General features: G+C 42.9%; 19 protein-coding genes and 1 pseudogene. 1 reads left to right on the top strand and 19 read right to left on the bottom strand.

Annotated features, from left to right (window positions below; all coding sequences use genetic code 11):
• Window positions 1-21 precede the first annotated feature (21 nt).
• From ACFEL9_RS22320 to ACFEL9_RS22305, 4 genes are all read right to left on the bottom strand, one after another.
• Window positions 22-537 (bottom strand): hypothetical protein, encoded by a 516-nt coding sequence (locus tag ACFEL9_RS22320; protein WP_385894730.1) that lies wholly within the window; start codon window positions 535-537, stop codon window positions 22-24.
• 202 nt (window positions 538-739) lie between these two features.
• Window positions 740-1126 (bottom strand): hypothetical protein, encoded by a 387-nt coding sequence (locus tag ACFEL9_RS22315; RefSeq protein ID WP_385894729.1) that lies wholly within the window; start codon window positions 1124-1126, stop codon window positions 740-742.
• A gap of 175 nt (window positions 1127-1301) precedes the next feature.
• On the bottom strand, window positions 1302-1607 hold the full coding sequence (locus ACFEL9_RS22310) for a hypothetical protein (RefSeq protein ID WP_385894727.1): 306 nt from the start codon (window positions 1605-1607) through the stop codon (window positions 1302-1304).
• A gap of 679 nt (window positions 1608-2286) precedes the next feature.
• Window positions 2287-3189: an SAM hydrolase/SAM-dependent halogenase family protein gene (locus ACFEL9_RS22305; RefSeq protein WP_385894725.1), complete on the bottom strand. Its 903-nt coding sequence runs from the start codon at window positions 3187-3189 to the stop codon at window positions 2287-2289.
• Window positions 3190-3267: 78 nt separating this feature from the next.
• Between ACFEL9_RS22305 and ACFEL9_RS22300 the strand changes: the two genes are divergently transcribed.
• On the top strand, window positions 3268-3777 hold the full coding sequence (locus ACFEL9_RS22300; RefSeq protein ID WP_385894723.1) for a HEAT-like fold family protein: 510 nt from the start codon (window positions 3268-3270) through the stop codon (window positions 3775-3777).
• Here ACFEL9_RS22300 and ACFEL9_RS22295 read toward each other — a convergent pair.
• The 15 genes and pseudogenes from ACFEL9_RS22295 to nuoB form a co-directional block, all read right to left on the bottom strand.
• Window positions 3764-4489, bottom strand: a complete 726-nt coding sequence (locus tag ACFEL9_RS22295) for a YqjF family protein (protein ID WP_385894722.1) — start codon at window positions 4487-4489, stop codon at window positions 3764-3766. The two genes, ACFEL9_RS22300 and ACFEL9_RS22295, sit on opposite strands and share 14 nt — an antisense overlap.
• Window positions 4486-5754: an NAD(P)/FAD-dependent oxidoreductase gene (locus tag ACFEL9_RS22290; protein ID WP_385894720.1), complete on the bottom strand. Its 1269-nt coding sequence runs from the start codon at window positions 5752-5754 to the stop codon at window positions 4486-4488. The genes ACFEL9_RS22295 and ACFEL9_RS22290 overlap by 4 nt, the downstream gene beginning before the upstream one ends.
• 277 nt (window positions 5755-6031) lie before the next feature.
• A complete protein-coding gene (locus tag ACFEL9_RS22285; protein ID WP_385894719.1) occupies window positions 6032-7462 on the bottom strand; it encodes an NADH-quinone oxidoreductase subunit N in 1431 nt (476 codons plus the stop codon).
• Window positions 7463-7574: 112 nt separating this feature from the next.
• Window positions 7575-9041: an NADH-quinone oxidoreductase subunit M gene (gene nuoM, locus ACFEL9_RS22280; RefSeq protein WP_385894717.1), complete on the bottom strand. Its 1467-nt coding sequence runs from the start codon at window positions 9039-9041 to the stop codon at window positions 7575-7577.
• A gap of 195 nt (window positions 9042-9236) precedes the next feature.
• On the bottom strand, window positions 9237-11126 hold the full coding sequence (nuoL, locus tag ACFEL9_RS22275; protein WP_385894716.1) for an NADH-quinone oxidoreductase subunit L: 1890 nt from the start codon (window positions 11124-11126) through the stop codon (window positions 9237-9239).
• 98 nt (window positions 11127-11224) lie between these two features.
• On the bottom strand, window positions 11225-11533 hold the full coding sequence (gene nuoK / locus ACFEL9_RS22270) for an NADH-quinone oxidoreductase subunit NuoK (RefSeq protein WP_385894714.1): 309 nt from the start codon (window positions 11531-11533) through the stop codon (window positions 11225-11227).
• 51 nt (window positions 11534-11584) lie between these two features.
• A complete protein-coding gene (nuoJ, locus tag ACFEL9_RS22265; RefSeq protein ID WP_385894712.1) occupies window positions 11585-12166 on the bottom strand; it encodes an NADH-quinone oxidoreductase subunit J in 582 nt (193 codons plus the stop codon).
• Window positions 12167-12227: 61 nt separating this feature from the next.
• A complete protein-coding gene (gene nuoI / locus ACFEL9_RS22260) occupies window positions 12228-12743 on the bottom strand; it encodes an NADH-quinone oxidoreductase subunit NuoI (protein ID WP_385894710.1) in 516 nt (171 codons plus the stop codon).
• A gap of 91 nt (window positions 12744-12834) precedes the next feature.
• Window positions 12835-13785 carry an NADH-quinone oxidoreductase subunit NuoH gene (gene nuoH / locus ACFEL9_RS22255; RefSeq protein WP_385894709.1) on the bottom strand — a complete coding sequence of 317 codons (951 nt, stop codon included), beginning with the start codon at window positions 13783-13785 and terminating at the stop codon, window positions 12835-12837.
• 74 nt (window positions 13786-13859) lie between these two features.
• Window positions 13860-16586: an NADH-quinone oxidoreductase subunit NuoG gene (nuoG, locus tag ACFEL9_RS22250; protein ID WP_385894707.1), complete on the bottom strand. Its 2727-nt coding sequence runs from the start codon at window positions 16584-16586 to the stop codon at window positions 13860-13862.
• Between the two features lie 234 nt (window positions 16587-16820).
• Window positions 16821-17224, bottom strand: a pseudogene (locus ACFEL9_RS22245) (endonuclease domain-containing protein).
• Window positions 17225-17547: 323 nt separating this feature from the next.
• Window positions 17548-18822: an NADH-quinone oxidoreductase subunit NuoF gene (nuoF, locus tag ACFEL9_RS22240; RefSeq protein ID WP_385894705.1), complete on the bottom strand. Its 1275-nt coding sequence runs from the start codon at window positions 18820-18822 to the stop codon at window positions 17548-17550.
• A 116-nt stretch (window positions 18823-18938) separates the two neighbouring features.
• Window positions 18939-19457 carry an NADH-quinone oxidoreductase subunit NuoE gene (gene nuoE, locus ACFEL9_RS22235; protein ID WP_385894703.1) on the bottom strand — a complete coding sequence of 173 codons (519 nt, stop codon included), beginning with the start codon at window positions 19455-19457 and terminating at the stop codon, window positions 18939-18941.
• Window positions 19458-19547: 90 nt separating this feature from the next.
• On the bottom strand, window positions 19548-21296 hold the full coding sequence (nuoC, locus tag ACFEL9_RS22230; protein ID WP_385894702.1) for an NADH-quinone oxidoreductase subunit C/D: 1749 nt from the start codon (window positions 21294-21296) through the stop codon (window positions 19548-19550).
• A 185-nt stretch (window positions 21297-21481) separates the two neighbouring features.
• The gene (gene nuoB / locus ACFEL9_RS22225; protein ID WP_385894701.1) at window positions 21482-22120 is read right to left on the bottom strand and encodes an NADH-quinone oxidoreductase subunit NuoB; all 639 of its coding nucleotides are present in this window, start codon (window positions 22118-22120) and stop codon (window positions 21482-21484) included.
• Between the last annotated feature and the right edge of the window lie 52 nt (window positions 22121-22172).

Here is a 22172-nt window from a genome sequence, read left to right as displayed (position 1 = left end):
CGTGAAATTGTTACCGGTGGGTTATCTCTTTTTTTTGACAAACAACTCATCATAACCGGCGCTGATGAAATAGGCAATCAGCCAGAAAACAACCGCCCCGAGCAAGGGCCAGATAAAATACACAAATACAGGCCGCAAATACCATTTGATTAGGGGAGTGTCGCTAACCGGCTCCTTTACAATTTCCGGCTGCTTAATTTGGACAACAGGGGCCGGCGATTCCTTCGGCTGATGGTTTATTTTGACGACGGGTGGCAGCGGCTTTTCAACCATGGTAAATACGATTGGTTTGCCGGAGACCATTCCCAACGCTTCGGTAAAACTGCCAGCCTTTGCTACTTCAGGATTTAACAGGGTGACCAGTTTTTTGCCGGGATGCTGGTAGTAGATGATATTTTTTTCAAGCAGCACTTCTTTGGCCAGGTCGAGCATACCGGTGGATATCCGGCCATGAAATACATCCTTGTTCCATGAAAAAGGATGGCTTTTATGTTCCTGGAAAATTGCTTCGCAGGCGGCTTGTAATTCCGGTGTCATGGGGCAGCTTTTGCTTTCTCTCTACAAATTGGGATGGGTGGTTGATAATAGAAATGGATCTATGCTGGTGAAGTAACTGCAATTTAATGCAAGTCTGCGTTATGACAAGATGCTGGCAAAAGGATTCGTTGCCTTGTTAACCTGTGGTATTCAATTTTAAAGCTACTTAAACAATATGGAACACAATTCCATTCGCTATATGTTAGAAGGATATATTAAAGTCACCTGCTTTCCCGAAGTAATTAAAGGTCTTGTTGATAAGAAATTTATTTCCTACGATGAAATCGGCAGGGAAACTATGGGATAGAAGAGTTGCTATTTCGATGTTTCCAAACTCAAGCTTTTGAATTACGAGTTTGCCTACATACATATTGCCTTCAGATTCTCCGTCTATAGGGTTGTGTTGTGCGATTGTTCCAATTACCGGCAGCTTTAATAAATCAATTAAATATTGCTTTAAATAAAATCCGTGTGCTCCCGTGTCTACAATAGCACTACATTCTATTAACTCATTATTGAAGTTAAATATGGATACATCGTTTAAAATAGGGTATCCATATTCGTTCAACTTCCCGGAAATTGTAGTCATAAGCCAGTTTTCGGTTTACTTTCCGAATATACCGATTTAAGATACGCAGAGCGAAGTCTGTAAATCGTTTTTTACGGACGAAGCGAAGGTGGTGGGACTGGTTTTAAAGAAAAAAGAAAAGGCTGGCTTCAAGCATGAGCCGAAGGCGAATTCAATGTATTAACTACTAATGTCGTTATATCTTGTTGAGATAAATAACGCTAGATTTTTCTCCATATAAAGTATCGGGTGTATTGTGATGTAATGCGTTACGCATTAAATCATTCGGCGCTGCCTCTATGCCTCCATATGATTCAATCATTTTATCAATATCACTATCCATTGATAAAAGTGTATAGCTATGAGTTGGAGGGTATTCGAGGCTTGTCTTAAATACTGTTATTAGGTGTTTTAGAGAATAGTTTTTATGTTGCTCGATCTGTTCAACCAATGGTTTCCAATCTAAATATCTCAAATAGTAAAGCTTTGCGTCTCGTGTCATTTATTGTAATTTAAATGTATTAGAATAAAGCTACCTCCCGAATTGGGAGGTAGCTAATTAAAAATTTACGCTGTTAACAATTTTGGCAAGTAATTAAGCGCTTTTCTATCTCTCTCAAAGAAATATTTCTCTGCATGATTTGGAATCCAAACATCATCATATAACAAATTTTGTTATACCAAAGAATTTGCTCATAATATTTTAAGAAACCCTTCGTAGGTTAGATTAAATAACCAAGTCGCCTTGTTACAACACCCATTGCCATCAGGCAACAAAAAAGCCCTCTACGAAGCAGGGGGCGAAGTCCACAATATCTATTTAGGAGATTCTACTTTCTGAACCGGTTCGGTATTCCCTTTTTTATTCTTGATAAAAAAGCCAAGAATTGATCCAACAACAAGTATAACTATAACAAACCACATTAATCGGTTTGATGTTTTCCGGTCTTTGTTATATAAGAACCAACCTGATGTCATTTTTTGCTAAAGATACTCCAACAATAGGGTACCGTCAATACAGCTAAACGACTGTCGTAGTTCACACGAGTGGGTGGGCTTTTTTGTTTTAATTCACCCCGTGCGCCATTTAACATAATATAAATTATAGGAAAAAAGCCTTAAATTTGTAGCGGATTAAGATTGCTGGCCGGTCGGCTTTATTGGTGCTTTCACTAATAGCCTCACCGGCCAGTTTTTATACTGAGAGTCCAATCAGGTCCCGAACTTACATGAAAGCTTTGCGCAAAATTTCCCCTATTAACCGCCACAGAAAAATTCATAAGGCTGTTGATATACGCCAACGGTTTTCCTTCAGGCACGTCACCAAATGTATTAGCGAATGGAACTTTTCCGGCATATACCGTTGAGTCTTTAAAGGCAATCCGGACGTCCAGCGTATCGCCGGATTTTATGCCGGCTGATTTGATCATGTTATCAGGAATATTGGTCCAGACATTCCCATATTGCGGATCCAGCACCGGGATATTTCCTTTTAAAAAAACACTGTCTTTTTGCGCCCGCTGGTAAGAAATGAGTTGCAAAGAATCTTTCAGCAATGGCCCCACCTGTTCAAAATCGATGACACCTGCCGCCAGTTTAGCGGCTGTGTACATATAGACATCACGGCCATGAAATGTATAAGAACTGTCTGAGCCATGTCGCCGGTTTAAGTTTTCGTCTATCTGTCGTACCGCATCAATTCCTTCTGATTCGGCTACCAGTGTAATGGTGCCGTTGTCAGGCGTAACAATATAATGTCCCTGCTTTGTCTTTATGACTACTGATTTTCTTGCTGTGCCAACTCCCGGATCCACCACGGAAACAAACACCGTGTTGGCGGGCCAAAATGGTATCACCTGGTTCAAACGATACGCTGCCTCCCAGATATTATAGGCCGGAATTTCATGCGTGAGATCAAAGACATCGATATCACCCGATACGCCATAGGCAACACCTTTCATCGCCGCCACAGCCCCGTCTTTCACACCAAAATCGGTTTGTATTACCACCGCGGCTTTTGAATGATCCTTTTGCTGACAGGCGACAGTGAATAATAGAAACAGTATTATAATGCAGCGGCTCATAGCTTTTTTATTTCGCTTAAAGTTATTTATTTGTGCAGTATCAAACGGCCATCCAAAATCTAATAATAAAATATACAGATGAAACTTCGTGAACAGCTTTTAAAGGAACATTCAAAAACCAACTGTACTGCCATTGTTAACTGGATCGGCGACTCACAGACACGGTTCGATGAGTTGTTTGATCTTTTCCTGCATGATGAATATCGTGTCGTGCAAAGAGCCGCCTGGCCATTAAGTTATGCCGTGATCGCTCATCCCGCCTTAATAGCTAAACATTTTTCAAAACTGCTCAAAAACCTTCAGAAGCCCGGCATTCATGATGCGGTAAAGCGCAATACCATCCGGTTGCTACAGGATATCTCTATCTCCAAAAAATTTCATGGACAGGTAATGGATATCTGTTTCAATTACATCAACTCACCGACGGAAAACGCCGCCGTTAAAGCTTTCGCCTTGACGGTTTTAGACAATTTATCTAAACAATACTCTGAGATAAAATCGGAGTTAAAAACCATTATTGAAGATCGCTGGGCTTATGAGACCGCAGCGTTTCATTCACGGGCCAGGAAAATTCTCAAAAAGCTTTAAGAACCTTTTTCGGGTATATAGCAATAGCTGAGCCCTCGGCCAAAAAAACAGATACTGGTTCAAGGCTATCCAGGGAGGAAAAATTGGTACCATAGAGCCGGGTAAAATCACAGTTGATGTGATACTCCGTCACCGGATACATCTGCCATCGTGGATGACTCACCTGGTATTCACCCGTTTTCTGATCCGCTATCGACGTATATCCCCAATAATGTTCGGTTATAAATTCCGCCTCACTCCCGACTTCAATGGTTTGTAACCCTGTTGCAGCCCTTACTTCAAGGCTGTTCCATTTTTCTTTGTTCCATTGATACTTCACGTGCAGTTGTTGATCGCCTATAGCGATATGAGTTTTCATCGGCATGGTGACATAGTGTTCTTTAAAAATTTTATTGGCAATAAATGTAAGGGCAGGTTTGGGAACGAATTCATTGATGAAAACAACTCCTCTTTTCCAACAGCCATTTTCCCTGTATCGAACATAAAATCGCAGGTTAACTTCCGGAAAGTCGGTGTGAAACGGGATGCTAAGACTCAGCAGTTTTGTTTTGACAAACATAAAGCCTACAAGACTCACATAATAATTTCCGTTCCAGGAATCAAGTTCTGTTCCCCCAGGTATATATGGTAAAAGGATTTCCGGGTCGACACGATAATTGGCCAGGATCAGTTTACGCCATTCTGCGGTCAGAAATTTTGTTTGCTTTATCATTTTTCGGGGTATCTATTAAATTCTTTAAATAGCAAGCGTAGGTTTTGATCATAGGTAATATAGGCATACAGCCAGTTGCAAAAAACAAAAAACCTGTTTTTGACACCGAGAATTAACATGAGGTGCAATCCCATCCAGATCATCCAGGCCAGAAAACCGCCAAAATGCAGTTTGGGTTTTGGAACGTCTACAACGGCGAGGTTGCGGCCAACAGTAGCCATAGTGCCCTTGTCTTTATATTCAAATGCTGAAAACTTTGGATCGTTGTTCTGCTCCTTGATCAAATTGGAAGCAAGCATCCTGGCCTGTTGCATGGCTACGGGTGCCACCTGCGGATGACCCGTTGGATAAAGCGGCGTTTCCATATAAGCCAGGTCACCAATCGCATAAATATTTTCAAATCCCTGTACCCTGCAACGCCGGTCTGTCTTAACCCGGTTTCCACGGGCAATTAAATTTTTGTCGATGCCCTCCGGCACGTTGCCCTTGATCCCCGCTGCCCAGACCACCGTGCGGGTTGCAATTTTGCCGCCATCATTCAACAGCACTTCTTCGCCATTATAGTCTTTGACCAGTGTATTGGTCAACACTTTTACACCCAGCCTTTGCAGGTATTGTTGGGATTGAGCGGCTGATTTTTCGCTCATTGCAATTAATGTTTTACCGGTGCCTTCCAGTAGGTAAATGTTCATTTTACTGAAATCAAGCTCCGGATATTCTTTGGGCAAAATATATTTCTTCATTTCGGCCAATGCTCCTGATACCTCTACGCCGGTTGGTCCGCCACCCACTACTACAATATTCATTAGTTTTTGCAGCTCCACGGCATCTTTAATGATTAATGCATTCTCCAAATTCCGGAGCATCCTGTACCGAAGTTGCAGGGCTTCCACCGTTGACTTCATCGGGAATGCTTTTGCTTCCAACTGCGTATTACCAAAGAAATTGGTATCGGCGCCGGTAGCTAATACCAGCACATCATAACTGATCGTTTCCGCATCGGTGAGGATCTTGTTTTCAGCAGGCACCACCTGTTTTAATTCAGCTAAACGTATGCGGACATTCTTACTGTTTTGAAAAACCTTGCGGAGCGGAAAAGAAATATTACTGGCATCCAGCCCGGCCGTAGCTACCTGGTAAAATAAAGGCTGGAACTGGTGATAATTGAATTTATCAATAAGCAGCACTTCAAAGCCCGGCTTATTATTGAGTTTGCGGGCCAGCTTAAGCCCGCCGAAACCTGCGCCTATAATTACAACTTTCATATCAACTTATTTACGCCGCTAAGTTATGAAATTTTCAATATTTTTTGAAACTTTGGAAAATTATTATTTCCCCGGGTTCACCGCCATCCATAAGCAGTGATTGGCGCATTCGAATGAAACAGTTGGTAATGCAATAAACAATAATAAGAAGAAAAAGTTGGCCGGCAAGACTTGATACTCCCTCCCACATACAATCTGTTTTTGGATACTGTAAAGCATTAATACATCTATAGCCGGGCCAATGGTTTTATGATTGCATAAAAGAAGAATAGTTCAATTAAATGGCCAGAAATTGCCGGATAGCCTCAATGATGGTAGCAGGTGAAATTCCCACCCAAAACAATAGTACGGTCAACACAATCAGGCTGGCATACATAGCAGTATAAAAAAGGGGATGCAATGTTTTTTCTTTCACCACCGTTGCCGGCGATGCTGCAAACAGGGTGCTGATAATCCGCAGGTAATAATACAGCCCGATCACACTGGTGATCACCAGCATGATTACGGGGAACCATAAATTTTGTTCTACACCCGACATCAATACATAAAATTTACCAATAAAACCGGCGGTTAATGGAATGCCAGCCAATGATAATAATGCAATCGTTAATACAAGAGCCATCACGGGATTCTTCCAGAAAAGGCCACGGTAGGTTTCCAGGTCCTCCGCATCTTTTTGGCGGGTGGATAGTACAGTGATGACACCAAAGGCTGACAGCAGGGTAATAGAGTAAGCGAATAAATAAAATACAGATGCCTCCACTCCTGCCTTGTTGCCGGGTAAAAACGCAACAAGCAAATAGCCAAAATGCGCAATGGAGGAATATGCCAGGATGCGCTTGATGTTTTGCTGTTGAAGAGCCAGCAAGTTTCCAAACAACATAGAAATAACAGCCAACACCGAAAAGATGGTGATGGCAACGGGGTATTGTTGCAAATTGATGGCCTGGGCAAATCGTAACAATACTGCAAACACACCTATTTTAGAAACCGTAGCAATAAAGGTAGTGACAGGCGCCGGCGCCCCCTGGTATACATCCGCGGCCCAGAGATGAAAAGGTACAAGAGCCAACTTGAAGCCAATAGCTACAATCATGATGCCCGCCCCGGTAATAAACAGCGCTGATGAAACAGTTATTTTTTCCGCTATGGCTGCAAACTCCATGCTGCCCGTGTCCATATATATCAATGCCATACCAAATAATAAAAAAGCCGATGTCAGCGCCGCCAGCACCAGGTATTTCATTCCGGCTTCGACGGCGTTATTGCGGTTACGCAGGTAGGCGATTAAAGCATACAAACTGATGCTCAATAATTCCAATCCCAGGAAGAAAGAAATAAAATGCCGGCTGACGGTAAGCAAAGCCGAACCCAGTGTTCCCAGGAATAAGAGGATATAATATTCCTTTGGATTTTCTTCTTTTTCTTCAAAGTAAATGAAGGAAAATAATCCTATGATTAGTACTGAAAGAATAATCAGGCCCGTAAATAAAGCACCAAATCCATCCACAATAAACAAAGGCATTATTGATTCCGGCAAAACATCCCTTACATACCACATGGCCAATATTACCATACACATCATCAGGAATCCTGTCACCTGTATCACTGTATGACTTAAGCGAAAAGCAATCAGCAGTATCACAACTATTGACGCTGCTGCCAGCAAAATAAAAGGAAGAAAGGCAAGAAGTTGTTCGTTTGTCATACGGCGAATACTGAGTGGTGAATAGTGAATGTCATAAAAAATCAATTAAGTCATAAGTATCAAATAGGTCATATAAGTCAAAAGTCATTGTTCCATTTTCCACATTAACCCATTACTTCATCACTAGCTGCTGAATAAATCCTTTTACGGTCTCCATCACCGGTTGCGGATACAACCCCAACACTACAATGCTGATACTTAGCGCCGCCATCACAATCAATTCTCTGGCACTAAAATCTTTCAACGGCCCGGTAACAGCAGGTTGCCCAAGAAAAACTTTCTGCATCATCCGCAGCGAATACAAGGCTGAGAATACCAATCCCAGGCTGGCAATAACAGTAAGCGTACTATTTACTGAGAATGTACTCATCAAAATCAGAAACTCTGCAACGAAATTGCCCAGCACCGGCAGTCCCAGTGAAGCCATGGTAAACAATATCGCCACGCCACCCATGGCGGGCATGGATGTCCATAATCCACCCATTTGATTGATATCTCGTGTATGCAATCTTTCTTTCAACATTCCGGCTAAAACGAATAAGGCTCCCGTACTGATACCGTGAGTAAGCATTTGCATCACCACACCCTGCATGGCCATTTCACGAAATGCAAAAATGCCGAGTAGCACAAACCCCATATGGCTTACGGAAGTATAAGCGATCAGCCGTTTGAGATCCGTTTGCGCAAAAGCAAGCATGGCGCCATATACAATCCCTATTACACCAAACAACATAGCCCACCAGGCAATCTCTGCGGCGGCCTGCGGAAATAATGTTAGCACAAAACGAATGATACCATAAGCCCCGGTCTTCAATAATAAACCCGCTAATATCAGGCTGCCGGCCGTAGGCGCTTCGCTATGTGCATCGGGCAACCAATTATGCAGCGGCACTACCGGCAACTTCACTGCAAACGCAATTAAAAATCCCATCATGATCCATTTGGCGGTAGAAGGCTCCAATGTTGTATTTAGCAAACTAAAATAGTCATATGTATACGTTCCGCTTTGCTGGCCGTGGATGATATACAGGGCAAGAATAGCCAGTAACATCAGCAGACCTCCCGCCTGCGTAAAAATGAAAAATTTATACGAGGCATAACGACGATTGCTATCGCCCCAGAGAGCAATCAAAAAATACATGGGCACCAGCATCACTTCCCAGAAAAAATAAAACAGGAAAAGGTCCATCGCCACAAATACACCAGCGATACCGGCCAGCGTCCAGAGCAGGTTGAAAAAATAAAAACCAATTCTATCTTTGATCTCATTCCATGAACAAAGCACTGACAGTATACCAAGAAAAAAAGTTAGTAACAGCAGTACAGTGCTTAACCCATCCATTGCCAAATGAAAGCTGATACCGAAAGAAGGGATCCAGCTCACCTGGTAATTAATAAACCAGCTTTCAGCACCGCTTACGGATGCCTGCTGTTGTATCCATAAATTGCAGATGATGATAAAGTCAATGATTACTGCAATCAAAGCAATCCATTTTGCAAACTGACTGTTCCACCGTGATATCAGCCAGCACAGCAGACCGCCAATTAATAATATGCATATCATCCAGGCGAGTATCATAGGCCTCTCCCTCCTTCTCCCTCTCCCAAAAAAAGGGAGCGGTTCAGTATGTCTTTAATGATCTTCATATCTACCATATCACCTTTATATCTTTACTAATCATTTTCGAAGAGCTTTATTTTATCAATCTCTCCGAAAAGCCAGGGCTGTGCCTTGCAAGTCCCCCCTTTCGGGTGAGATTTAGAGGGGGGCCCTTTATAACAACAACTGCAACGTCAGAATAAACAAGATCCCAATTAACACCCCTGCAATATACCAGCGCAAAGAACCGTTTTGTGACACCGACAATAAACGATTCAATGTTTGATTTGCTTTTGCAATACCGTTATATAATTTGTCAAATACGTCAGCCTTGTTGATGCGTGTTATAAATACAAATGGTTTTACAAAGACGGTTTCATACAACTGATCAAATCCCCAACCTTTAAAGAAAAAGTTTCGTATCGTCATCATGGCAGGCGATTCCTTCCATTTTTCAATCAATGATTTCCTGCGGTAATACAAGATATACCCGGTATACACTGCCAGGAGTGTAAGAACAGCAGCAATCAACTGAAAGATGATCTCTGGAGGAATACCGTCCTTCAGAATGGTGGCAGGTAAAACCTTTTGTACAAGATCTGCAAACAGGGTCATATGAACAATATTATGAGGCCATTCAATAAACCCTGCAACAACGGATAAGATCGCAAGTATGATCAACGGAACCGTCATTGACTTCCCGGGATATGCACTGACCGGGGTTTTCATTTCACCCCAAAAAACAACCAGCATTAACCGGGTAGTATAAAGAGCAGTGATGAAAGCACCCGTCAAAGCAATTATCCAAAGCATAGCATTTCCATTGCCCGCACTCCAGGCGTACCACAAAATTTGGTCTTTACTAAAAAAACCGGCGCTGATCAGTGGCAATGCAGCCAATGCGGCTGCACCGGCAAGGAAGCAACGGAACACGACGGGCATTCTGTTTTTAAGTCCACCCATTTTGAAAATATCATGCTCGTGATGCAGGGATTCTATAATTGCTCCTGCGGCAAGAAATAATAACGCTTTGAAAAAAGCATGGGTGAAAAAATGAAAGATGCCTGCACTCCAGGCGCCTATTCCTAATGCCAGGAACATATACCCGATCTGGCTGATGGTTGAATAAGCCAGTATTCTTTTGATATCTGTTTGCACCATTGCACTGCAACCGGCGATGAATAAAGTCAATGCGCCGACAACAGCTGTGACATCCATTGCAATTGGCGAAAGTTGAAATACCACATGCATTCTTGCGATGAGATAAACACCTGCCGTCACCATAGTGGCTGCATGTATCAATGCACTCACGGGTGAAGGTCCGGCCATTGCATCCGGTAGCCAGGTTTGCAATGGTAGTTGTGCCGATTTGCCCATGCCACCTGCCAGCAGTAACAAAGCGATAAGTGTAATATTTGATGAACTGTTTGCAAAATGCTGTGGAGATTGCCGGAGAATACCAGGAATATCCAGGGTTCCTAATTCTTTAAATAAAAGGAACAGTCCGATAGCCATAGCTGTATCACCTATACGGGTAATGTAGAACGCTTTATTGGCGGCCCTACAATTAGCCGGTGTTTCATACCAGAAACCGATGAGTAAATAACTGCATAGCCCCACCCCTTCCCATCCCAGGTACATCAGCACCAGGTTATCCGCCATTACCAGTAGCAGCATCGCAAATACAAACAGGTTCATGCAGGCAAAAAAGCGGGAATAATCCCGGTCGCTGCGCATAAAAGCGGTAGAATAAATATGAATAAGAGCTCCGACAAATGTGATAATGAATACAAACACCAGCGACAAGGCATCTAACCGCAGGCTGATAGAGATGGACAAATTTTCCGTGCGCATCCATTGCCAGAGAGTCTGTGTGTATGCACCATCAACCGGGGGAGTTTGTAAAAACTCAACACCTGCGATCATTGCAATAATAGCCGCAATGCTAACACTGCCTGCACCAATCCATGCAATAGCATTTTTGTGCAAAGCTCTTCCTGCCAGCGCCAGCACCAGGAAACCAGCCAGGGGCAATGCGGGAATTAATGCAAGCAGGTTGTTCATGTGTGTATGGTTAGTGCCTGATAAAATGTTCAATATTCAATTATCAATATTCCGTTTGCACAACTGCCTGTCGGCAAACTTGCCTATTTGCACATTTCTTAATCTTTCAATTCCTTTAGTTGTTCTACATCCAATGTCTTGTGTTGATGATAAGCCTGCAGCACCAGCGCTAGCCCTATAGAAACTTCTGCCGCAGCCATCGCTAATATGAACAGGAACATCACCTGTCCATCGGGCTGCTGCCATTTTGATCCGGCCGCTACAAATGCCAGGCCCGCTGCATTCAGCATCACTTCTATTGAAATCAGAATAAAAATGATGTTCTTTCGTGTCAGCACCCCGATAAGCCCCAATACAAAAAGTATAGCGGCCACGATTAATACAGTATCTGCGTTAAAAGAGGTCATAACTCCATTTGCTGTTTCAAATTATAATTCGACACCAGATGTTTTGCATTTTCACATTTTCAGATTTTCTCTCTCCTTTACTTCCGAACGCTGGTCAACAACTTTCGGCTCTGCCCCATCCTCCAAAAACCGATGCAATGTTCTTTTCTTATGTTGTCCGATATGCGCAGCTCCTACTATCCCTGCCATCAGGAGGAAACCAGCCAATTCCAGTGCAATAATGTATTCACGATAAAGAGAAAGTGCGACCTTTTTCGGGCTCACCACTGAACCAGGAAGTGAAGAATCATTTCCTTTTGCCAGTAATAGGATCATCTCTGCTAACAATATCATTACAAGAATTGATGGCCCTATCCACACTTTTGGTTGTAGCCATTGTTTTTCCTGCATGGCGGTATCCCTGCCCAGGTTTAGCATCATGACGACAAAAATGAACAACACGATAATGGCGCCTGCATAAACGATCACTTCCAGTACGGAAACAAATGGTGCGCCCAATGACAAAAAAATCATGGCGACTGCCAAAAAAGAAACAACCAGGTACAGCAAAGCATGAATAGGTGTGTAACGGGTTATCACCATGACAGTGGCGATGATCGCAACGAGGGATGATATGTAGAAAAGGATTGACAAGAAAAGTTTATATGTTTAATAGTTTACAGGCTGACCGCATTGGCACATTTGCATATTGTTCTTATGGTAACAAACTCTTTATATCAACAGGTTTTTCCTCATTGTCCCCAGTTCCCGTTTCCTTTACGCCTGCATCCATTCCTGCCACTTTATAAAAATTATATCCCGGGTATTTCCCCTGGCTGTCAATCAAAAGATCCTCCTTTTCAAACACCAGGTTTTGCCGGTTGTATTCAGCCATTTCAAAATCAGGGATCAACTGGATTGCATAAGTAGGGCATGCTTCCTCACAATACCCGCAAAAAATGCATCGGGAAAAGTTGATGCGGAAAAATTCAGGATATCGCCGGCCATTCTCATCTTCGGTGGCCTGCAATGCAATGCAATCAACGGGACAGGCTGCCGCACACAAATAACAACCTACACAACGTTCACCTCCATCCGGGTCTTTGGTCAGCACTATACGTCCCCGCCAACGGGGATGCAACTTTACTTTTTCTTCGGGGTATTCAATTGTAGCTTTTTTACGAAACAGGTGTAAAAAAACCAACCACATTGTTCTGATATGACTAATCATAATGAATGCCTCCTTCTCCTAACAGGTATTCTTGCAACACCCCCGGGAGATTTTTTAAATCATGAATAAACCATTTTCATATTTCTACATTTTACATTCCTTTTATCAACAATGCCACTGCACCCGTCACCAATAAATTCAATAATACCAATGGCAGTAAGAGCTTCCAGCCATATTCCATCAGTTGATCATAACGCGGCCGGGGAAGCGATGCCCTAAGCAATATGAACAATGCAATGAACCCAAATGTCTTCAGGAAGAACCATGCCCATGGCGGTAGAAATGATGGCCCCAGCCACCCTCCAAAAAACATTGTCACCGTCATTGCCGAGATCAATGTAATCCCCAGGTACTCACCAATAAAAAACATCCCGAATTTCATTCCGGAATATTCTGCATGATAACCGGCAATCAATTCACTCTCCGCTTCAGGAATATCAAAGGGCAAACGGTGAGTTTCCGCTATACCGGCTATGAAAAAAATGATAAAGCCAAGTGGTTGTGTGACGATGAACCACATATTTTTTTGAGCCAGTACAATATCACCCAGGTTAAACGAACCGGTAAGCATCACTACCCCCATCAGCGACAATCCCATGAATACTTCATAAGCGATCATTTGCGACGCACCCCGCAATGCACCCAGCAATGAATATTTATTGTTCGATGCCCAACCGCCCAGCACGATACTATAAACACCTAATGAAGACATAGCCAGGAAAAATAATAATCCAATATTCAAATCAGCTACTACGATATTGGGAGCAAAGGGAATGATGACAAAACTCATCAGCACACTGGCGACCACAATGGCCGGCGCTGTGATGAATACCCATTTATCTGCAAATGGTGGTATCCAGTCTTCTTTAAAAAATAATTTCAACGTATCTGCTAATACTATAAAAATTCCCAGGGGACCAGCACGGTTAGGTCCCAACCTGTCCTGCCATAGGGCCAATAATCTTCGCTCAACCCAGATAAGTCCTGCCGCTATATTTAACAGCACGAACAATACGCCGAGAACAATCCATATGTGTTGCATGACCGTCATAGTAGTGAGTTGTCAATAGTGAATGGTATAAAGGTCAAACAGGTCATATCAGTCAAATAAGTTATTTATTTTCTTTGCTCCCCTTCAGGGATGGGGTTTATCTTCACCCAGCTTCCCCAATTCATTGCATTCATTCCCCGCAATCCAGCGGATATAAGAACAATTCCATTACACAATTCCGGTTTCATTTTTGCCACAAACGAGTAGGTATTTTTATCGTCTTCCACTTGAACAATAGAGCCTTCAGTTATTCCCAACTGCTCCATATCATATTTCGACAATGCGATATAAGAGTCCGGCGAAAGTTCTTCAATAGCCCTGGTATATACACTCAATTCGTCGGAACCAAAAACATGATACTGTGGCAGCAATAGCCATTTTTGAACTCTTGACATAAACGCTTCGGGCATGTCTTTGAAAAATGAAACTGCTGTTTCTTTTTTTTCTTTGAATAATCTCATCCCGGAACTACCACCTCGTAATGCACCGCCAACCTCTTCCTGGAATTTGGTAACTGATTGTACGGAATTCCATCCTGGCGACCAGAAGAAAGGACTCACAGGACCCGGTGGAATTCCCTTGTATCCTTCCATAGTAAAGGTTAGTGGTGAATCATCATCCTCTAAAGGCTTTGGTTCACTAACATTTTTGTTGGCCTGCATTGCGGTGCGGCCACTATATCGGTGAGGTTCCCTTGGAATGAGTTGCCCGTGAACACGGAAATCATGCGGCGGCGCCGACTGAGTAATGCCCTCAAATTGCGGCAATAATTTTTCCAGTTTTTCAAGCCATTCATCGGGGTGATGTGGCTGACCATTAACCAATTTTGTCAGCGAGGTTTTCATTAGTCCAAACCATTTCCAGCTTTCTTTTATATACTTTGCTGAAGGCATAAATGACTGGTAGAAACGTTGGGCACGTCCTTCATTGTTGATCAATGTCCCATCTGCCTCGGCAAATGTAGATACAGGAATGAGCACCGAAGCTTTTTCCGTTGTACGGTTGTGCAAAGAATCTAATACCACAATATTTTTACAACGATTAAAAAATGTATTGGCTTTGTCAGGAGTTATATGACGATAAACATCGTTCTCCACAATGATGGCGGTAATGTTTTCTTCCCGTTGCACTCTTGTAATAACTTCATCAAAAGAAGAAGCCTGCATCATGGCCAGGCCCACGCTGTTACATTCCGGTAAAATATAAGAAAGCCCTGACCTTCTGTCTGTAATATCCAATGCAGCAGCAATATCAAAGCCTGCCCGGATGATCGCTTCATTGTAACAGGAAATGCCACTGATAATTACGGGATGTTTGGCTTTTTGCAAAGCATCAGCAATCATCTTTGCTTTCGATATCAAAGCTTCATCAGCATTTTCAACCGGCGGCAAAGAAGGATTGAGCTGATGGGCAATGATAAAACCTAACCGGGCAATATCATCCGGTGCAGCACGATGTGTGCAGGTTGTTATTTCATCCAATGGCGAAGCAATAACAGTGCAATTTGCCAGGAAGCCTTTGTTTTCCTGTACTAATTCTTTTACTGCTGCGTCGTTCCATACAGGCATCTGTACCTGCTGCACTGCAGCCGCCGCTGCTGTTTTCATTACTGCTTGTCGAACGGCCAGTGCCATAACAGGTGCAGTGTTCCAGATATCTTCTCCCAATACCAGTACCGCATCAGCCTGTTGTATTTCTCTGAGAGAAGGACTATGCACAGTGCCACTGCTTAAAATATCAACGACTAATTTACCCAGGTAAGCTTCATCTGCACTCAAGCCCTGGTAAAAATTTTCTTTGCCTACTAACTGCATCAGCGAAAAATTAGTTTCAACAGATGCCCGGGGCGAACCAATCCCAATTATGGAATGATCGCTTAGAATAGTTTCCAGGTGCCCTTCTAAAACAATTTCATTCACGGCTTCACCTGCACGGTTACGTATGATGGGTTGGGTAATTCTGTTTTCGCTGTTCACAAACTCATAACCAAATCTTCCCCGATCACAAAGAAAATAGCCATTCACTTCACTGTTATACCGGTTGGTGATGCACCGTAATTCTCCATAGCGTTCTCCTGCAATAATATTGCATCCAAGACTGCAATGCTGGCAAACAGATGGCCCTGATGTGAGATCCCATTTACGGGTATAGTGTTCTTTGAGCGTTTTGTCAGTAAAAACTCCGGTTGGACAAACCTCTGCCAGGTTGCCGCTGAACGGGCTTTGTAATACACCATCCTTTTCTCTCCCAAAATAAACATGATTATGCGCCGCGAAAACATTCAGATCGTCCCCACCTGCGTAGTCCCGGTAAAAGCGTACACAACGATAACATTGTATGCAGCGGTTCATTTCATGATGAATAAGCGGACCGAGATATTGATTTTGATAAGTACGTTTTTTGTAATTGAAGCGGCGATAATCATGGCCCGTCATCACGGTCATGTCCTGCAGATGACAACTTCCTCCTTCGTCACAAACGGGGCAATCATGCGGGTGATTGGTCATCAGCCATTCAATAACCTGTTCACGAAAAGCTTTCGCTCCCGGGTGGTCAATAGATATACGCAAACCATCTTTCACCGATTCCATGCAACTCATCATCAATTTCCCCTGGGTATCATTTTCGTCTTTGAAAATTTTTATTGCGCATTGCCGGCATGCACCCACACTACCCAATGCAGGATGCCAGCAGAAATAAGGCAGGTCAAAACCCAGGCTCAAACAGGATTCAAGCAGGTTTTTACCAGCTTTTACTTCGTAAGGTTTGTTATCGATAAAAATTTTTGGCACTGTGAATTTTTTTTTTTTATGAGCCCAGCATTTGTAATTCTATTTATCGTTCGTTGCGCCTGCCTGCCTGCAAAGGCAGGTCGCACTCCTACTCCTCATCGTTCTGTTCGCTATTGAGCAACCCACCCCGGTCGTTTAACTTACATGACTCCCTAAGTTCGCCCCTACAAGGAGGGGGAAGATTCCTCTGTTTAGGTTTCCTCCTTTGATACTTTCGTCCTTTTTTACTTTTTTTTATGTTCTTACAGGTTCTGCTTTATGGCACTTCCCTTCCTTGGAGGGGTGAAATTGAGCCTTCCTCTTTCGCATCACAAATTCCGGCACTCCATTTTTCTCCTCATAATTCAAAACCCATCTTTCAATTTCTTTTACAGTACTCTCAACTTTATTAAGTATCAGCAACGCATCAAAACGTAAAAAACTCACTCCTGATAATTCAAGCTCATTTTGTCTTATTGTATCATTTAATATTGCCTTTTCATCTTCATGTGTAATGCCATCCACTTCAATGCTAATTGCAGATCCTTGCAATAAAAATCAACAATATAATTTCCAATGGGTCTTTGCCTGTCAAAGTCATAACCCATGATCTGACCTTTTTTTAATTCATTCCACAGTTTTACTTCTAAAAAAGTCATATTCTTTCGAAGTTTCTTTGCTTCTCTTTTAGGTGAGGATTGTATGGAATGATTTTTCTTTGCATTTACATCTTTTTGTCTTGATAGAAACCCACCCCAGCCGCTTCAATTTTATAGTTTCCTAAACTCGCCCCTCCAGGGAGGGGAAAATTCCTGGGTGGATGCTTTTTATTTTTTATATGCTTTAAATGTTCTTACAAGCTCTGTCTTACGCAACTTCCCCTTCCGCCGCGGCGGCGCGAAATCGAGTCACTTTCTTCTTTGAGAAACTGGGGTGGGTCTTTCTTATTTGGTTTTTGATTCACAAACTCTGGTTATCACATTCAGTCATGATACGGACACCCTTTTTCTTTCACATGCTTCTCAAAATCGTCTTTATAATATTTCAATGCGCTTTGCAACGGCTCCATTGCTCCCGGTGCTAATGCGCAAAAAGTATTACCGGGACCAAGCAGTTCACCATGCATTGCTAATATTTCGAGATCTTCTGTTCTACCCTCACCTTTTTCTAGACTTAATAAAATCTTTTCTACCCATGGCAATCCTTCACGGCAAGGAGTACACCAGCCACAACTTTCCTGTGCAAAAAAATGTTGCAGGTTATGTACAAAACCAACGGGACACGTTGCATCATCCATCACTATCATAGTGCCGGTGCCTAAACGACTGCCTGCTGCCGCTACAGACTTAAAATCCATTTTGACATCGAGATGCTGCTCCGTCAAAAAATCTGTTGAGGCGCCACCCGGCAATACCCCTTTTAATTTATAACCATTCTTCATTCCTCCTGCATGTTCTTCAATTAATTCTCTCACGGTAACGCCCATTGGAAGTTCCCATGCGCCGGGACGATTTACCTTTCCGCTCACACCATAAAGTTTTGTGCCGCCGTCTTCGCTATGGCTTAAACTTTTAAACCAGGCTGCTCCATTATTTATAATATGCGGAACACAACAAAGTGTTTCTACATTATTCACGATGGTGGGCTTTCCAAATAATCCGCTCACCTGTGGAAAAGGAGGTTTGGCTCTTGGTGTGGCCCTTTTACCTTCCAGTGCATTTAATAAAGCAGTTTCTTCGCCACACATATAACGGCCTACACCGGTGTGCAAATGCATTTCTAAACTAAATCCGCTACCGAGAATATTTTTTCCGAGATAACCAGCGGCATATGCCTCATCAATACTTTTCCGGATCAGTTGAGCGGCTTTTCGATAAGCCCATCTTAAAAAAACATAAGCGATATCAGCCTGGATGGCATAGGCGGCCACGATCATTCCTTCGAGCAACTGGTGCGGATTTCCTTCGAGTAACAGCCGGTCTTTAAATGTACCCGGTTCCATTTCATCTGCGTTGACAATAATATATTTTGGATGCGGCGCATCGTCGCCCATCGGTACAAAGCTCCACTTTATGCCTGTGCTAAATCCCGCACCACCACGACCTTTCAGGTTACTATCCTGCACAAGTTTCTGAACTTCCTGCGGCGACATTTTTAATGCCTTTTGCAAGGCTTCATAACCATCTGTTTTTTTATAAGCTGCCAAATCAGGTGGTGCTTCGTTTAAATTGATATGTTGAGTTAATGGCCGTTCCATACACTCAGCCCCTAAAGGGGAGTTTTGAAATAATAATTTTTGAACTCATTCTTTATTTTATCAATTAGCATATCAGTACATTTTCACCGCTGCCTGTCGGCAGACAGGTTTGCATATTATTCGTATCGTTTCAAAATATCATCAAGCATTTCTATTGATACATCCTGGTATAAATCCTCATCGATCATTAATGCCGGTGCATGATCACAGCAACCCAGACAGCAATTGGGCAGCAAAGTGAAACGCTGATCACTGCTGGTTTCCCCAAATCTTATTTCCAATTTCTGTTGTAATGCTTCCTGCAATTTTTTATAGCCCATGACATAACATGAAATGCTATCACACAGCAGGATCACATGCCGGCCAACAGGCTTACGGAAAATGAGATTGTAAAATGTGGCTACACTGTCTACTTCTGCCGGGCTCATTTCCAAATAATCTGCAATTACTTCTACACTCTCATCGCTGATCCATCCACGATGTTGCTGAACTATCTTTAATGCCTCAATAACGGCTGCTTTTTTATAAGGCACCAGCTGTATTTCATGATCGATAGCCTTTAGTTCCTGCTCTGAAAGTTTAGTGTGTATTTCCTGTAACATGATTGAATCAGTATTATTCTTATGGTCAGGCATGTCAACTTTTCGTAGCCAGGTTTTAAAACCTGAGTTTAAAAAATTATCAACCATTACACCCGAACCTCAAATTCATCAGCACATTAGTTATTATCTGTCAATGTCCGCTAATACATAATCAACACTTCCCAAAATGGATAGCAAGTCAGCAACGGTATATCCTTTGCTGATATAGGGCACCATTTGCATGTGGGGAAATGATGGGGTACGGATTCGAACCCGGTATGCAGCCGTATTTCCATCACTAATTAAGTAATAACTATTGGCTCCTTTGGTAGCTTCAATGCAACTCATCGCTTCACCGGCAGGTATCACCGGTCCCCAACTCACATTAAGAAAGTGTGTGATCAGTGTTTCTATGTCCTGCATGGTGTATTTCTTAAGTGGGGGTGTGGTGAGTGGATGATCGGCTTTATAATTTCCTTCAGGCATGTTGTTGAGACATTGTTCTACGATGCGAAGGCTTTGCCGCATCTCTTCTACTCTTACAACGGCACGGTCGAAACAGTCACTATTATGTGCAATAGGAATATCAAAGTCAAACATTTCATAACCGGAGTAAGGTTGTTTTTTGCGGAAGTCCCACTCAAAGCCACAGGCCCGCAAACCCGGACCGGTAACGCCCCATTCAAATGCCTCTTCCAAAGTATAAATACCAATGCCTTTTGTACGGGCTTTGAAGAGACTGTTGCGCATTACCATGTTGTTGTATTCGCGGAGTTGTCTCGGAAAATATTGAACAAAATCCCGGACAAGTTTATCCCAGCCTTTTGGCAGATCCTGCGCTACACCGCCAATGCGAAACCAGTTGGGATGCATGCGTCCGCCACAGACAGCTTCAATGATATCGAATACCTTTTCACGATCAGTGAACATATAAAACACCGGAGATAACTGGCCAAGATCCTGGGCAAAGGTGCCAAACCAAACAAGGTGACTGTTGATACGGAATAATTCACATAACATGACGCGAATCACTTTCACTCTATCCGGCACTTCAATGCCAGCCAATTTCTCTACTGCCAATAAATATGCAAGATTGTTCATTACACCGCCCAGATAATCTACCCGGTCAGTATAAGGAATATAAGTATGCCAGCTTTGCCGTTCTCCCATCTTTTCTGCACCGCGGTGATGAAACCCGATCTCGGGCACAGCATCCACAATATCTTCACCATCCAATTGAAGTATGATGCGGAGAACGCCGTGAGTGCCGGGGTGTTGAGGGCCAATATTCAGGAACATAAAATCAGTATCCTCTGTTTGGCGTTCCATGCCCCATTCTTCAGGTTTAAACTGTAATGCTTCCTGCTCCCGGTCCTGTTTCTCATCCCACAATTGAAAAGGCCCCATTTCTGTAGCTCTTGCCGGATGTTCTTTTCGAAGCGGATGTCCTTTCCAGGTAATTGGCATCAAGATTCGTTGTAAATGCGGATGGCCTTCGAAGCGAATACCAAACATGTCATATACTTCACGTTCGTACCAGTTGGCATTTTTAAAAATTGAAGTAACGGAGGACAACGATGGATACTCGCCCTGCAGTGCAACTTTCAGGCGAATGAAGAGATTGCGTTCAAATGATAGCAGGTGATAGACAACTGTAAAATCTTTGGCAGGTTCTTCTTTTTTTGCTTTGTCACGTTCATCAATGCCGCAAATATCGTAGAGCGAAATATAAGGCTGATCAATGCCTGTCTTAAGATGCCGGATAATGGCTACCAATTTGTCCTGGGGGATCCAAAATGTCGGGATTCCATCAACAGTTTGCTGCTGGAAAAATGTCTCAGCACCGAAGCGCTGTTGCAAGTGCTGTAATAATATGTTGGTAGCATCCTGCATATCTTGTGTATCGTAAAGCCCGGGTCGCTAATCCTGAATGGCCATAGTTAATAAAAACTACGGATGTGTTTACTTACTATTAAGCCATTCAGACTTCGATCATAATCGTTGAGTTTTTAGAACCGTTTTAATTTTTATATTCCCCTCTTAGCATACCAACACTGTATATTGCATCATCAATATATCTAAATTTCATCCGCCGGTCTGAAGTCAACCATTCCCATTCTCTCTTCTCTTTTACGCTCCTTCATCGGCTTTAGTTGTGGTCTGATAACGCCCTGCTCACCTATCACCCAGCTCAGGGGACGTTTTTCTTTTCCCACTGACTCACTTAATAACACCAGCCCTTGCATAAAGGCATCGGGTCGGGGCGGGCAACCGGGTACATATACATCTACCGGTAAAAACTTATCAACGCCCTGCACTACGCTATAAATATCATACATGCCACCACTGTTAGCGCAACTACCCATGGAGATCACCCAGCGTGGTTCCATCATTTGCTCATGCAGTCGTTTAATGACCGGGACCATTTTTATAAACACTGTTCCGGCAATTACCATTACATCGGCTTCTCTCGGTGTTCCTCTTATCACCTCCGCACCAAAACGAGCCACATCATATTTACTCGTAATACTCGTGGCCATTTCTACAAAGCAGCAGCTTAACCCAAAATGAAAAGGCCACATAGAATTTCTGCGGCCCCATGCCAGCAGACTCTGCATCGATGTAAGCATAATACTTTTGCTGACTGCATCTTCCATGCTGCCTGTGCCTTTTATATTTCCGGCAGAATCGCCTGGTTTGCTAAGCCACCATTTCATAAATCATACCTCCGCCATCCGGCGGAGAGTTTTTAAAATTATCTTGTCTGAT

It is taken from the genome of Terrimonas alba (genome assembly GCF_042434975.1).
Lineage (GTDB): Bacteria > Bacteroidota > Bacteroidia > Chitinophagales > Chitinophagaceae > Terrimonas_B > Terrimonas_B alba.
Note: the sequence above shows the minus strand (reverse complement) of the source record. Positions and strands in the feature narration are given on the sequence as shown.